This is a genomic window from Actinomadura litoris, assembly GCF_009733595.1.
Classification (GTDB): Bacteria; Actinomycetota; Actinomycetes; order Streptosporangiales; family Streptosporangiaceae; genus Spirillospora; species Spirillospora litoris.
Map to the genome: position 1 here is coordinate 199,848 of NZ_WOFH01000014.1, position 12,261 is coordinate 212,108.

Here is a 12,261-nt window from a genome sequence, read left to right on the forward strand (position 1 = left end):
GGGGTGGGGGAAGCGACGACCCGGGGAGCGGGCGTCGGATGGGACGGGCCTACGGGGGCCGGAGGATCAGGCGGGAGCGCCGCCGTCGGGCAACGGCATGTCAGGCGTCGGAGTCGGTTTCCGCCGCGCGCTCTTCCTCAGCGATCTCGGCGCCGGCCTTGATGAGGCGGGGCCGGTGGATCATCGTGTTGGTCGGCCGCTTGGCCTTGCCGGCGAGGCAGGGACCGCTCTCCACTTTGCAGCTGGGGCACGGCAGGGTCAGCGCACGCGCGCGGATGCGGGCCTTGCGCTCTTCCCAGGCGGCGTCGGCGCGGTCGATGAGTTCCTGCGGCGGTCGTTCCGGGAGTTCCGCGCCGGGGCGGCGCATGAAGTAGGCCCAGAGCGCCTCGACGAGCTGGCTGCGGGTCGTGCCCATGGCCTCGGCGATGAGTTCGCCGGGCTCCCAGTTGTCGTCCGAGAGGGTGACGGACCGGTGTTGGCGACCGGGTTGGGGCTGTCTGGGCACGAACCGGAGTTTCTCAGGTCCACGTGTGCTTATCAACGCGCTGCCTTTCCGTGCGGTGAGTTGAGGTCCACGTGGACCTAAGTTAAGGTCCACGTGGACCTAATCGCAACCCCGACATGCCAAGGGAGATCAGATGCCCCGCACCCTCGTTGCCGCCGCCCCCGGCCCGGCGCGTCTCGACATCACCGTCCCTTTCGGACACGTCAAGATCGCCGCCGCGCCCGGCTGCGCCACCGCCACCCTGACCCTGACCGCGACCACCACCGACCCCGCGCTCGCCGACCTCATCGACCGCGCCACCCTCCACACCACCGACCACGGCCTCGTCGTCGCCGTCCCCAAACTCCCCGGCACCGCCACCATCCGCACCAACGGCAACTTCGGCATCCAGGTCCAGGCCAACCACGGCAGCGGCACCTTCATCGCGGGCGACTACCACGGCGCGAACGTCATCAACGGCCAGCACATCCAGCCCGGGGCCCCGCCCCGCGCGGTATCCGGGGACATCGAGGTCGTCGCGCTCGTACCGCCCGGCAGCGACATCGAGGTCGACGGGAACGCCGCCGACCTGAGCGCCAAGGGCCGCCTCGGCTCTGTCACCGCCCACGCCAGTTCGGGGGACGTGGACGTGGACACCGCCGACACCCTGACCGTCCGCACGACGTCTGGTGACGTCCATGGCGCCGAGGTCACCGGCCGGACCGACATCACCACCACCGCCGGCGACATCAGCATCGCTAGGTTCGGCGGCACGGGCGACTTCGTCACATCCTCGGGAGACGTCACCGTCGCCGCGATTCAGCGGGGTAACGTCCGCGCCCGCACCTCAACCGGGGACATCCGCGTCACTGCCGCGCCTGGTATCGCCGAGGGGTTGACGGTCTGGGCCCGGAGCAGCGTGGGGTGTATCCGCGTTCCGGACGGGGCGGCTGCGGGCTGACCTAGGCGTTCTGCGTTTTCTCACGTCGTTGCGGATTTCTTGGAGGACTTGTGCGGGATACCGCAGAGCAGGCTCCCGCCGGGGCCGAGGCCGACCCGCCACCCGCCCCACCCCCCGAACACCACAACCCCGCGCCCGCGGAGGACATCGAGCGGACGCCACAGCCGGCCGAGGACGCGCCCCGTCCCGCGCAGGTGGTCGCCGGACCCTCGGCAGCGATGGCCGCCGAGGTCGCGACCGCCGTGCCCGCCGCGCTGTTCCACGCCGGGGGTTGGATCGGTCTGGCCGCCGGCGCGGCCGCCGTGGTCGGGACGGGCGCGGCCGGGGTCGCCGGGCGCCGCCGGGTGGGTACTTCAGGGCGGGCGTGGACGCGGACCCGGACGTGGTCGACGGGCGGCCGGTCGAGCGCGGCGAAGATGCGGATGCCCGGCACAGGCTCGACGCGAGCGAGTGGGAGCCGGACGCCGCAGTCGTTCGGACGCTCACCCGCCAAGGGCGGCGCCACGGGCGGCCGGGCCGCTGGCATGCGCGCGGGCGGGGTCGCGGGACGGGCAAGGGCCGGGCGGCTCGGATCCGCGGCACGCCGCGCCACGGCCAGCCCAGCGGTGAGCGGCCCCGCCCGAGCAGCCCGCCGCGCCACCGCCGCGACCGGCCGAGCCGCGCGCTCGGGATCCCGGAGCACCCGACGCGGCATGGACCACGCGACGACCGCCGCCATCCGGAACGCCCGCGCCGCCCGCGCCGCACACCGCGCCGTCGCCGGCGGCGGCACCGGACGCGACGCCGCACGCGCCGCACGCGCATCCCTGAAGGATTCCCACGCCCACCCCACCCGGATCCGGTGGCGGCGCCTCGCCGGGGCGGGCCTGTGGAGCGCGGCGGCCTGGACCTACGGGCGGAGCTACACCGCGAGCCGGACACTCGCCCGGCGGGCGATGGCACGCCTACGCGGCCAGGACCCGGCGGACACCGACGCCGAGCGCGACCAGCCGCGGATCGAAACAAAAGTGAACCGGCCGACCGACCCGGCGGCCAACACCAGCAGAGGAGAAGACATGACCCGACGTGAGAGCGGAGGTGGCGTGCCGTCGTTCGTCGCAACGGCGCAGGAGCATGCCGAGTCCCTCGCCCGGTACGAGCCGCCGCCCGGCGCGGGCGGGATGGTGCAGATGTACCACGACATCGAGATGCTGCCCGACGCGCTGGCGTGGATCGCCCAAGGGTTCGAGCGGATGGCCACACGGTGCCGTAAGGAACTGCCATTGCACCCCGCGATCAGTGAGCTGGTCGTTGAGCTAGCGAAGACCCAGACCCGCATGGCGTCGGTCGCGGCGGAGATCAAGCCCGCGATCACCAAACTGCACGAGGAGGACCTGAAGCGCCACGAAGCGCCGCGTCCCAGCGAAGAGCGGTGGAACGTCTGATGGGCGGCGTGGATTGGCGGTGGCGGCACGGGACGGTGTCCGGGCCCTTGCACGCGACGATCGCGCTGGCGACCGCCTACGAAGTCGGGACGCTGCCCGTCCTGGACGTCTCCCCGGAATGGGTCCTGATCGGCGGCGCGACCGCGGCCGGGGTGACGAGCTGGCGCGCGGCCCACGACGGCCGCTCCTGGCTCGGCCTCGGCTACCGGATCGCAGGCATCAGCGGCAGCACCCTCTGGCTGGCGCAGGCCGTCACGACCGGGTGGACGGCCACGCTCGGGTGGACGCTCGCGGCGGGCGCGGTCACCGCCGCCGGGCTTGCGCGCCCGATCCGCGCCCGCGACCGCGTCGTCGCCGAACGGCACGCCGCACAGGAAGCCGCGGCGTCCGTAGCCGCCGTGGACGCGGCCGAGCAGGAACGCTTGACGGGCATCGCCGGGGAGTGGGTCACCCGGATCGAGCGGGTGACCCAAATCGTGCTGCGCCCCCTCGACCCCCGCACCGGGAAGCGGCCACCAGTGCAGCAAGTCGTCGTCGCCGTCGAGCACTGGATGTTCCCCGGCCCCGGCGGTGTCGAGCGGTGCACCGGCTACACCCTGGAACTGGTCCTCCCGACCACGGGCGTGACGTGGCAGACGCTCTCCAATTACCAGGACAACCTCGCCGCGGCCGCCGACCTGCCCCAGGGGTGCGGGGTCGAGATCGGGCCGGGCAGGTCACGGCGCCGCGCGCTCATCGAGGTGTCCATCGTCGATGCGCTCCGCGACGACATCGCCCTCCCACTGCCCACCGAACCCCGCACGATCAACAACCCGATCCCCGTCGGAGTGGTCCGCAACGGCGCGCAGGCGGACGTGCCGCTGCGCTACAGCTGCGCCGTCCTGGTCGGCGCGACCGGGTCGGGGAAGAGCAACGAGCTGCAGACGATCGTGGCCGGGCTGCTGTCCTGCCATGACGTGCTGGTCCTGGTGATCGACTACAACGGCGGCGGCGTCGCGTTGCCGTGGCTGTCGCCCTGGGTCGACGGGACGATCGCCCGGTCCCCGATCCTGTGGGTGGCCGACAACGAACACGAGGCCATCATGATGTGCGACTGGCTGATCGCCGCGATCGAGCACCGCAAACGGGCCTACCACGCCGCGAACCAGGCCCGTGACGACGACAAGCTCGCCGCAACCCCCGCCACCCCGCAGCTGGTGCTGGTCACCGACGAAGCGGGCGCGACTGGCCGCGAGGTCACCAAACGGATCGCGCAGATCTCCGACCGCGGACGCGCGGCGGCGGTGCGGACGGTGACGTGCGCGCTGCGGGCGCTGTCGGAGTACATCCCGACCGAGGTCCTCGCCCAGGCGCAGGTCCGCATCGGCATGAAGGTCAACGACCGCAAGGAGCTGGGCTACCTCTACGACTGGGCGGGGGGCCGGGGCGGGCCGTCGCCGGAGGACGCGCCGCACACCGGCTACGGGCATGTGCGGTCGGGGCAGGAGCCGCCGCGGGTGTTCAAGGGGTATCGGACGTCGCCGTCGATGATCCGTGCGGTGGCGGTGGCGCAGGATGCGTGGCGGCCGGAGCTGGATGAGGTGACGTTGCGGATGTCGGCGGAGTGGCAGCGGGTGTTCGAGGAGCGGTGGCAGCGCTCGGCGCATCTGCTCGCGGCCGCCGGTGGACGAATGCCCGTCCCGTCGGCGGGTGGTGGAAGCCCTGAGCGGCGGGAGCGGCAGGCCCCGACGGGGCGGGGTGCGCTCCCGCCGACGCCCCCGGACGGACCGGACGCGGGGTCGAAGTTCGCCGGGCTGAACGACGCGCTCGCCGACCTGGACGCCGCCGCCGAACGGCTCCGCAACGCCACCCCGGACACGCCCGCCGGGCCGCGCGACGACGCCGCCGACGCCGCCGCGTTCGAGGCGATCGTCGCCTACGAGGTCGTCGTCCCCGAACTCGTCGTGCGCGTCCTCGCTGCGATGGGCTCCGCCGAGCGGATGCACACCCGGCAGATCGCCGAGAAGATCGGCAGCCGCGCCGAGTCGCTCGGGGGGCTGCTGTCCCAGCTCGACATCCGGCCGCTCAAGTCGGACTTCACGGTGGACGGGCGCCGCGGCCGCGGGTACGAGCGCGCGGAGGTCGAGGCGGCCGCCGAGCGGATCCGGTCGGGTGAGCTGGTGCCGCCGGAGGAGGTCGCGCGGTGGCGCCCGGACGCGCCGGCCTGACCCCCACACCCCCTCCCACACCCGGGGTGTGGGAGGGGGTGTGTCAGGGGTGTGGGACCCACACCCACCCCCACACCCCCCACAGCCCGCTGACCTGCGTAAACCACACCCCCACACCCCCCACACCCCTCCGTGCGAGGGGCCCCTTCCCCGGGCCAGGGGACCGCGCACACCCCCCGGCCGGGAGGGGTGTGGGGGGTGTGGGAGACCGAGAGGACACACACGATGAGCACGCAGAAACGCCCCGGCCTGATCTGGGCGTGCGCGGTCCTGACCATCGCAGCCGCCAACCAGCTCCTCTGGAACCTGTGGCACGCCTTCGACACCGGCATGCCGCACCCGCTGGCCGTCGCGACCGGCGCAGTGCCCGTGCTGCTCGCGCTCGGCACCTCCGCGCTCGCGGCCAGGGTCCGGTGCGGCAACGTGCAGCGGACCCTGACGTACGGCGTGATGCTCGCGGCGATCGGGATCTCGATCCTGGCGCAGTACGACCTGCTGATGCACTGGATGGGGAGCAAGGCGGTCGCGGTGTTGTTCCCGACCGTGGGCGACCTGGCGACGCTGATCGCTCTGCACGTGTTGATCGCCGACCCGGTCCCGGTGCGGGTGGCGGCACCGGTCCGTACGAAGGAGAAGACCCGTACGACGACGGTCCGTACGGCGCAGCCGGTGATCTGTGAGAGGTCGATCGGGACGCCGTACGTACGGGCGCCGCAGGGCGTTCTGCGGGCCGTACGGAACGAGCAGTACGTGCCGGAGCGTACGGGCGAAGAGACCCGTACGCCGGAGCCGCGTACGCCTTCCGGCGAGCCCCGTACGGCCGAACACGCGGCCCGTACGCGCGCCGTGGTGTCCGCCCGTACGACCCGTACGGACCAGGTCAGCGCACCCGTACGGGGCGTACGGGAAGGCCGCGCGCACTGGGTCGAGGTGCTGGCCGACGAGATCCGTACGGCCCGTACGGAAGGCCGTACGTGGGAACCGGCGTACGTCGAGCTGGAGGCCCGTACGGGGTGGGGCCGGTCGTGGTGCGAGAAGACCGTACGGGCCGCGCGCGAGGCGGCCGAGGAACGTACGGGCACCCGTACGGGCACCGACGACGCCTAGCCAAACGGGGCCGTACGAGGCGGCCCCGTACACACCAAGCGAAGGAGAAGGCAGTGCCGACGATCATCACCTTGCCGGTCGAGATCTCAGAGGACGTCGTCCGCGCGGCGGCGCAGGGCCGAGTCCGGCAGTGGGTCGGGCCGGAGATCGCCGAGGACGTCGTACGCGCCGTCTTGGCCGACGTCCTGGGAGAGGAGAGCGACGGCCAGCTGCCCGAGCAGTCGAGGCCGGACGCGGACGAGGACGCCGTGGCGGTGTTGATGCGCAAGTACCTCGGAGTGGACCCGGCGACCGTGAGCGTGCGGAAGGTCCGGGCGGACCTGGGCGGCGCTCGGCACGACCGAGCGGTGCGCGTGAAGGACCTGTGGACGGCGAGGTACGCGGCGGCGTTCGGCGGCCGCGCGACCGTACCGGCCTGAATCTCTGAACGGACCGGCCGTCGAGCCGGTGGAACCGATCATCGAAAGGACAGGAACCATGCCCCCCACAACCCAGCAGCCGGCCGCTTGGCCGGAGGGCGTCATCGCCCGGTACCTCACCGTCGGCGGCGCGACGGTCGATCTGATGCGCAGCCGGGCCGGGATCACGGCGGTCTGCCGCGGCTGCCCCGTCGCGCACGCCACGCGGGCGTTCGAGAGGGCGGGGTCGGTCCGGCAGGACGGCGGCAAGCGGGCGACGGAGCAGGCGCAGGAGTGGGCGCAGACGCATGCGGAGCGGTGCCGCGCCATGCCCCGCCCGGACAGCGAGTGACGTCGTGCCCGCGAAGACGCTCGACATCCGCGCCTACACACCCGCCACCGCGCCACCCTGGGCCGCCGAGATCGTCACCGCGATCCGGGGAGGCGACCTCGCCAAGGGCAGCCGCCTGTTCCGCGAGGCAGCCTCGACGTCCGGTATCGAGCGCGCGGTCTACGCGGTCGCGGCGGTGGTCGAACCCGGCGCCGGTCAGCTCACGGTCGGCCCGGGGCCGCTCGTGTACGGCAACCCGCTGCGGACCGGCTACTGCTGGCGCTGCGGGACGTGCCTGGCCACCTTCCGCCGGGGCGGCCCGGCGCCTACCGCGGGCGTGAACTACAAGACCGCCCAGAGCGCGCGCGGCGCCGCAGTGAAGCACGACCGCGAGGCGCACGGGGGTCGCTCGACGGTGCACGAGCTGAGCCCGAGGGGGCGTGACCTGCGGTGCTAGGGAAGACGCACGCGCTGAGCGGCGCGATGATGTTCGGGGTGCTGGCGGTCCCGGCCGCGCCGGTCGCGCACCTGTCCCTCCCCGAGCTCGCCCTCGGCACCGTCGTGTGTGCGGGTGCGGCGATGCTCCCGGACATCGATCACCGCGAGTCGCATGTGGCGCGGACGCTCGGGCCGCTGTCCCGGGGGCTCGCGTGCGCGGTCGCGTGGGTCGCCGGCGGGCACCGCAGGGGTGTGCACTCGCTCGTCGGGGTGGCGGTGGTCGCGCTGCTGGCGTTCCTCGGCGCCGCGCTCCGCTCGGGGAGCACGAGCTGGGCGGTGGCCGGGATCGCCCTGGCCGCCGTCCTCGCGGGCTCCGGGCTGCTGGCCGGGATGGCGTGGCCGGGTGACCGGCGGCGCGGCCGACGCGTCTACCCCGAACGCTGGCACGGACCCGCGGCCGCCGGGGTGTTCGGCGTCGTCGCCCTGGCGCTCGCCGTCGGCGCGGCCGTGGACCCGCACGCGACCGGGACCGGCGTCCTCGCGGTCCTGCTCGTCCTCACCCTTGCGTCGGCGGCGAGGGTCTTCCACATCCGCCGGTGGACGCGCCTGCGGACCGAGGTGGACGACCTGCTGCCGATCCCGGTCACGTTCGTCCTACTCGTCGGCGACACGAACCTCCGCGTGGTGCCCTTCGCGGTCGTCCTCGGCGTCATCGTCCACATCGCCGGAGACATGGCCACCGTCGGCGGCTGCCCGCTCGGATGGCCGTGGTCGCTGACCGCGCGGGGGCCTCGCGCGTTCAGGACGAACTCGCCCATCGAGCGGGGGCCGGTGACGTGGGCGTGCATGGTGATCTTTGCGGTGACCGTGTTCTGGAACAGCGGGATCGCGAACGCCATCACCAGGCACGGGTAGCGGCGCGGCGGCGACGGCCCCGAACCACACCGGTTCGGGGCCGTTCGCATGCTCGGCGTCAGCGCCTACGGAAGGATGGCGAGCGACGTCGCCTGCGCCTGCGCCCAGCTCTGCTCACGAATCTCTTCCGCCCTTCTACTGACACAGACCTCCGACGACTCACCCGGCAGGCGCTCGGTCAAGCAGTACGTGCGAGCCTCGGCGTGCGCTGCCCTGTCCACATCCCTGGACGCCTCTCTGGCGGCGACGAGGGAGACGGCCACGGGGACCGCCGCAGCTACGAACACGAGTCGCCTCCTGTGCCGGACCGCGATGACGCCCAGGCAGGCCGCGGTGAGCACGACCGCGACGACGAACTTGAGCGGGTCGCCGGGGATGTTGTCGATCAGCCCCGTCCATCTCCGTCGTTCGGCGGCTCGCGTGTCCGCGTATCGGCGCCGGGCCGACCAGCCGGCGAGCCGATACGCCGCCCATCCCAGGATCGCGGATACCTGACCGGCGATGACACCGGCCGTGGCCCCGATCGCGATCGCGGTGGCCGTGACGCTGGACAGGTCTAACAATTTCCTGATCATGGACTGCTCCCAGGGGTATGCCGGATGCGGGGCCGCTGGACGTGGAGGTGCTCGACCGTGACCAGGCGGCCGGACTCCCGTAGCCGCGCCGCGAGGAGCTCCGCTACAGCGACCGACCGGTCATGCCCCTGCGAGCAGCCCAACCCGATCGACGCGGTGCCCGGCGCGCACGCTCGGGCGTAGAGCCGGTCCAGCAGTTCGGCAGCGGCGGAGTCGGCGAGCACGACCTCTCGGACCGCCTGGTCCCGCCCATCCACCGGGCTGACCTCTAACAGCGCGAGGATGCGGTGGTAGCCGGCCGGGTCGGCGAGCTGGTGGCGGAGGTCCTCGACATGGTCGGCGGGCGGGGGCGGGCCGTGAAGGTAGCCGAACGAGACCAGGTGGACGGTCATGTCTTGGTGTCCTCCTGGAGGTCGGTGCGGGCCCCCTGGCCAGGTCGTTGATGGGCGAGGATCGTGGCCGGCCTCCAGACCGGTGAACGGCCGAACTGCTTGTCCTCGGGTGGGAGTTCGCCGCGGGCTCGGTAGCGGCGCGCGGAGGCGTACTTGATTCCGTAGTGGTCGGCGACGTCTTGGAGTGTCCAGTAGTCGGCGTCGGGGTCGGGCTTGGTCACGGGTGCGGGCTCCCATCGTCTACTTGATGGGGACAAAGTCTAGGCCGTGGGTTGTGGCGGTCCCTCAAAGCTACTTCGTCTCTCTGATGTTGACAAGGTTGCTCGCCTCTCCTAACCTTGTCTACATCAGGACGACAAAGACTGGAGGGTGACATGGCGAAGCGGACCACCACCAAGACGGCCCACTGCCGCCGCTGCCGCGCCCTCCTCACCAACCCCCGCTCCGTCGCCGAAGGCATCACCCGCCCCTGCCTCCGCAAGGAGCGCGCAGAGGCCGCCGCGCTCGCAGAAGCCCGCGCCTCCGTCGTCGAGGTCGCCGTCAACGCCATCGACACCACCGCCTTCAAAAACCCGCAGGCCGTCAAGGACAAGGCCGTCCAGCTCATCCTCGACGGCGCGATCGTCCCCACCCGCTTCGACGGCGTGTACCTCGCCACCGGCTCCGACGGCGTGTCGACCTACCTCACCGACACCGTCGAGCGGTCGTGCACCTGCAAAGCGGGCCAGCGCCTCGGCCGCTGCAACCACCTGATCGCGGGCGACGCGCTCGACCTGCTCGACAACGGCGCCTTCGCCAGCACCACCGCCATCCTGCTCGCCGCCTGAACTGCTTTCCCGAAGGAGACCAAGATGAGCGCACGCTGGGACCGGCTCGCGGCCACCCTCGCCGAGGCTGGCATCGCCACCGAGGTCGACCGCCGCACATGGCACGGCGAAACCGTCTGCCGCATCACCATGCGCGTAGACGGCGGCCTGATCACCATCGGCGACACGTGGCGCCGCGGCCGCTGGACCGGATGGCAGGTCACTGCTGAGGACACCGACGACATCGTCGTCCGCGAGTTCCCCAAGACGAAGAAGCGCGCCGAGGTCCGGCAGCACGTTGAGGAAGCCCGCGCCGTCCTCGCAAGCTGACGCCCCGTCTCGGGCCGGTACCGGCCCGAGACAGGACGCCGGCTCACCCCCCTGATCAGGAAGGACCCCGATATGTACACGCTCCGCGCTGTCGCGGCGCTCGCGTCGCTGATCTGTTTCGCGGTCACCGTCACCACCCAGGGGTTCGGTGTCCTGGCCCTGATCGGCGGGATCGCGGTCACGTGCTGGGTCCTGGTTCTCGCGCTTACTCCTCGGAGGCGCTGACGGTGTGCTGGGCGCTCCCCACCCCGCCGGGGGAGCGCCCAGCATCCACCAGCACCCCACCCCACCCCACCGGAGGGAGATCCCGATGCAGCGCTGCACCGAGTGCGCCGTGACCAAGCCCGACGTGCGCGAACGCCCTGACCCTTGCGAGGAGGACGTCAACGGCCGCGAGGTCCGCCGGGACCTGTGCGACGACTGCGAGGCCGCGATCTCGAACGAGGTCTGACCAGCCCCATCTACCCCACCGCGAACCCGAAGGAGACCCATGGACCTCCAAGACCTCAAGCAGCTGCCGGAAGGCACGCAACTCCGCACCACCAAGAAGGAGATCGTCACCCTCGCCGGCTTCGTCCGGTCCGTCGTGATCGTCCGGCACGCGGACGGCGGAACCCGCGAGTACAGGTCGGTCAGCCTCCACCACGTCACGGACGTCCACCCGCTCATCACCCGCGAGCGCGCCGGTCTGACCGGTCACACGGTCACGGTGGAGCGCGTGGGCCGGGACGCGGCCCGCCAGTTCGCTGGCACCGTCCCGAACTGGGAGGGGCTGATCGGCCGACTCGCCGTGGTGGAGCGGACCGACGGGCGCCTCGGCAAGGTCTGTGACGTCGCCGGGGTGAACGGCCTCGGCGACGGTGAGGACGATGTCGTGTTCGCGGCGTCGAGCGTGGCGTGCGCGTACGGCGCCCGGTACGTCCCCACCGGAACCCTGACCTGACGCCCCGCCCCGGTCTCGTCCGCGGGTGGCGGACGAGACCGGGGCAGGCCGCCAGACCAGGCCCAACCCACCACCAAAGGAAGGCGCGCATGGGCTACGACACCGACTTCACCGGCAAGATCCAGATCGAGCCGCCCCTCAACCCCAGCGAAATCAGCTACCTGCGCCGGTTCTCCGACTCCCGCCGGATGCACCGCGACACCGGCCCCTACTACCTGGGGAACCGCCGCCCCGAGGAGAACGACACCGGCGTCGTCGACCCCAACTCCCCGCCCCCGGAACAGCCGGGCCTGTGGTGCGACTGGGTCCCGACACCCGACGGCACGGCGATCGAGTGGAACCGGATGGAGAAGTTCTACTACGCCACCGAGTGGATGGAGTACCTGATCAACGCGTTCCTGTCGGAAGGCGCGGACGTCCAGGCCGAGCTGAAGGCGCCGATCGTCGGCCGGTTCTACCCGCCGGAGTTCGCGGAGTTCACGTTCGACCACGTCCTCAGCGGGACGGTCGAGGCGCAGGGCGACGACCCGGACGACCGGTGGGACCTGGTCGTCTCCGACAACGAGGTCCAGAGGGTGGAGAAGGGCTGACCAGCCACCCCAATGAGACCGTGAACGCGAAGGGCCCGTACCCCACCGGTACGGGCCCTTCATCGCGTGGTCAGGCCGGGCCGGCGCCGATCCGCATCGCCCAGCCCGACGGCAACGGCACCGCCTCCGCCTGAAGCCGGTCCCTGCCCGCCTGAGTCCTGGCATGGACCGAGAACCACCCCTCACTGACCTTCCACGTGCCGCCCGCGCCCCCGAGGTCCTCGGCGGCCGCGGTCAACCGCTTGTGGCGCTCGACGGCCTCGTCCACATCGGCCGGCGGGAAGGAGATCGTCAGGAGGTTTTCGTCAGCCATGAGGGCCTTCCTTTCTGGGAGGCTCCCAGGATCCGGGACGCCCGGCG

Annotated in this window: 19 protein-coding genes; 14 read left to right on the forward strand and 5 right to left on the reverse strand. The window is 72.2% G+C overall.

The genetic code is table 11. From position 1 onward, the window contains the following. Positions 1 to 100 precede the first annotated feature (100 nt). The gene (locus GNZ18_RS33315) at positions 101 to 505 is read right to left on the reverse strand and encodes a hypothetical protein (RefSeq protein WP_156220610.1); all 405 of its coding nucleotides are present in this window, start codon (positions 503 to 505) and stop codon (positions 101 to 103) included. Positions 506 to 638: 133 nt separating this feature from the next. Between GNZ18_RS33315 and GNZ18_RS33320 the strand changes: the two genes are divergently transcribed. From GNZ18_RS33320 to GNZ18_RS33355, 8 genes are all read left to right on the forward strand, one after another. Then, a complete protein-coding gene (locus GNZ18_RS33320) occupies positions 639 to 1,445 on the forward strand; it encodes a DUF4097 family beta strand repeat-containing protein (RefSeq protein WP_156220611.1) in 807 nt (268 codons plus the stop codon). A 50-nt stretch (positions 1,446 to 1,495) separates the two neighbouring features. After that, positions 1,496 to 2,869: a hypothetical protein gene (locus GNZ18_RS33325; protein ID WP_156220612.1), complete on the forward strand. Its 1,374-nt coding sequence runs from the start codon at positions 1,496 to 1,498 to the stop codon at positions 2,867 to 2,869. Further along, positions 2,869 to 5,076 (forward strand): FtsK/SpoIIIE domain-containing protein, encoded by a 2,208-nt coding sequence (locus GNZ18_RS33330; protein WP_156220613.1) that lies wholly within the window; start codon positions 2,869 to 2,871, stop codon positions 5,074 to 5,076. Before GNZ18_RS33325 ends, GNZ18_RS33330 begins: the two co-directional genes overlap by 1 nt. 225 nt (positions 5,077 to 5,301) lie before the next feature. Next, entirely contained in the window at positions 5,302 to 6,183 is an 882-nt protein-coding gene (locus tag GNZ18_RS33335) for a hypothetical protein (RefSeq protein WP_156220614.1), read from the forward strand. A 53-nt stretch (positions 6,184 to 6,236) separates the two neighbouring features. Continuing rightward, complete coding sequence (locus tag GNZ18_RS33340; RefSeq protein ID WP_156220615.1) at positions 6,237 to 6,602, forward strand: hypothetical protein; 366 nt, start codon at positions 6,237 to 6,239, stop codon at positions 6,600 to 6,602. 58 nt (positions 6,603 to 6,660) lie between these two features. Next, complete coding sequence (locus tag GNZ18_RS33345; RefSeq protein ID WP_156220616.1) at positions 6,661 to 6,933, forward strand: hypothetical protein; 273 nt, start codon at positions 6,661 to 6,663, stop codon at positions 6,931 to 6,933. 4 nt (positions 6,934 to 6,937) lie between these two features. Beyond that, complete coding sequence (locus tag GNZ18_RS33350; RefSeq protein ID WP_156220617.1) at positions 6,938 to 7,369, forward strand: hypothetical protein; 432 nt, start codon at positions 6,938 to 6,940, stop codon at positions 7,367 to 7,369. Next, positions 7,363 to 8,265 (forward strand): metal-dependent hydrolase, encoded by a 903-nt coding sequence (locus GNZ18_RS33355; protein ID WP_156220618.1) that lies wholly within the window; start codon positions 7,363 to 7,365, stop codon positions 8,263 to 8,265. The genes GNZ18_RS33350 and GNZ18_RS33355 overlap by 7 nt, the downstream gene beginning before the upstream one ends. A gap of 65 nt (positions 8,266 to 8,330) precedes the next feature. On the opposite strand, the gene GNZ18_RS33360 is transcribed toward GNZ18_RS33355, so the two are convergent. Genes GNZ18_RS33360 through GNZ18_RS33370 form a run of 3 tightly spaced genes read right to left on the reverse strand, consistent with a single transcriptional unit; the run spans position 8,331 to position 9,453 of the window. Then, positions 8,331 to 8,840 (reverse strand): hypothetical protein, encoded by a 510-nt coding sequence (locus tag GNZ18_RS33360; protein ID WP_156220619.1) that lies wholly within the window; start codon positions 8,838 to 8,840, stop codon positions 8,331 to 8,333. Continuing rightward, entirely contained in the window at positions 8,837 to 9,232 is a 396-nt protein-coding gene (locus tag GNZ18_RS33365; RefSeq protein ID WP_156220620.1) for a RapZ C-terminal domain-containing protein, read from the reverse strand. Before GNZ18_RS33365 ends, GNZ18_RS33360 begins: the two co-directional genes overlap by 4 nt. Further along, positions 9,229 to 9,453, reverse strand: a complete 225-nt coding sequence (locus GNZ18_RS33370; RefSeq protein WP_216651521.1) for a helix-turn-helix transcriptional regulator — start codon at positions 9,451 to 9,453, stop codon at positions 9,229 to 9,231. Before GNZ18_RS33370 ends, GNZ18_RS33365 begins: the two co-directional genes overlap by 4 nt. A 153-nt stretch (positions 9,454 to 9,606) precedes the next feature. On the opposite strand from GNZ18_RS33370, the gene GNZ18_RS33375 reads away from it, so the two are divergent. The 6 genes from GNZ18_RS33375 to GNZ18_RS33400 all read left to right on the forward strand — a co-directional run bounded on the left by GNZ18_RS33375 (position 9,607) and on the right by GNZ18_RS33400 (position 11,901). Next, positions 9,607 to 10,059, forward strand: coding sequence for a hypothetical protein (locus GNZ18_RS33375; protein ID WP_156220621.1), 453 nt, complete (start codon positions 9,607 to 9,609; stop codon positions 10,057 to 10,059). Between the two features lie 24 nt (positions 10,060 to 10,083). Then, the gene (locus GNZ18_RS33380; RefSeq protein WP_156220622.1) at positions 10,084 to 10,368 is read left to right on the forward strand and encodes a hypothetical protein; all 285 of its coding nucleotides are present in this window, start codon (positions 10,084 to 10,086) and stop codon (positions 10,366 to 10,368) included. A 72-nt stretch (positions 10,369 to 10,440) separates the two neighbouring features. After that, a complete protein-coding gene (locus GNZ18_RS33385) occupies positions 10,441 to 10,593 on the forward strand; it encodes a hypothetical protein (RefSeq protein ID WP_156220623.1) in 153 nt (50 codons plus the stop codon). An 85-nt stretch (positions 10,594 to 10,678) separates the two neighbouring features. After that, on the forward strand, positions 10,679 to 10,819 hold the full coding sequence (locus tag GNZ18_RS33390; RefSeq protein ID WP_156220624.1) for a hypothetical protein: 141 nt from the start codon (positions 10,679 to 10,681) through the stop codon (positions 10,817 to 10,819). A 39-nt stretch (positions 10,820 to 10,858) separates the two neighbouring features. Then, entirely contained in the window at positions 10,859 to 11,311 is a 453-nt protein-coding gene (locus tag GNZ18_RS33395) for a hypothetical protein (RefSeq protein ID WP_156220625.1), read from the forward strand. A gap of 89 nt (positions 11,312 to 11,400) precedes the next feature. After that, positions 11,401 to 11,901 (forward strand): hypothetical protein, encoded by a 501-nt coding sequence (locus GNZ18_RS33400; RefSeq protein WP_156220626.1) that lies wholly within the window; start codon positions 11,401 to 11,403, stop codon positions 11,899 to 11,901. A gap of 70 nt (positions 11,902 to 11,971) precedes the next feature. Here GNZ18_RS33400 and GNZ18_RS33405 read toward each other — a convergent pair whose 3' ends face one another. Then, a complete protein-coding gene (locus tag GNZ18_RS33405; protein WP_156220627.1) occupies positions 11,972 to 12,214 on the reverse strand; it encodes a hypothetical protein in 243 nt (80 codons plus the stop codon). Positions 12,215 to 12,261 lie beyond the last annotated feature (47 nt).

Bases quoted from the DNA above. Each gene is read 5' to 3' on its own strand.
- GNZ18_RS33385 (WP_156220623.1), top strand. From the start codon at position 10,441: ATGTACACGCTCCGCGCTGTCGCGGCGCTCGCGTCGCTGATCTGTTTC.
- GNZ18_RS33335 (WP_156220614.1), top strand. From the start codon at position 5,302: ATGAGCACGCAGAAACGCCCCGGCCTGATCTGGGCGTGCGCGGTCCTG.
- GNZ18_RS33345 (WP_156220616.1), top strand. From the start codon at position 6,661: ATGCCCCCCACAACCCAGCAGCCGGCCGCTTGGCCGGAGGGCGTCATC.
- GNZ18_RS33320 (WP_156220611.1), top strand. From the start codon at position 639: ATGCCCCGCACCCTCGTTGCCGCCGCCCCCGGCCCGGCGCGTCTCGAC.
- GNZ18_RS33400 (WP_156220626.1), top strand. From the start codon at position 11,401: ATGGGCTACGACACCGACTTCACCGGCAAGATCCAGATCGAGCCGCCC.
- GNZ18_RS33380 (WP_156220622.1), top strand. From the start codon at position 10,084: ATGAGCGCACGCTGGGACCGGCTCGCGGCCACCCTCGCCGAGGCTGGC.
- GNZ18_RS33390 (WP_156220624.1), top strand. From the start codon at position 10,679: ATGCAGCGCTGCACCGAGTGCGCCGTGACCAAGCCCGACGTGCGCGAA.
- GNZ18_RS33360 (WP_156220619.1), bottom strand. From the start codon at position 8,840: ATGATCAGGAAATTGTTAGACCTGTCCAGCGTCACGGCCACCGCGATC.
- GNZ18_RS33330 (WP_156220613.1), top strand. From the start codon at position 2,869: ATGGGCGGCGTGGATTGGCGGTGGCGGCACGGGACGGTGTCCGGGCCC.
- GNZ18_RS33365 (WP_156220620.1), bottom strand. From the start codon at position 9,232: ATGACCGTCCACCTGGTCTCGTTCGGCTACCTTCACGGCCCGCCCCCG.
- GNZ18_RS33395 (WP_156220625.1), top strand. From the start codon at position 10,859: ATGGACCTCCAAGACCTCAAGCAGCTGCCGGAAGGCACGCAACTCCGC.
- GNZ18_RS33375 (WP_156220621.1), top strand. From the start codon at position 9,607: ATGGCGAAGCGGACCACCACCAAGACGGCCCACTGCCGCCGCTGCCGC.
- GNZ18_RS33405 (WP_156220627.1), bottom strand. From the start codon at position 12,214: ATGGCTGACGAAAACCTCCTGACGATCTCCTTCCCGCCGGCCGATGTG.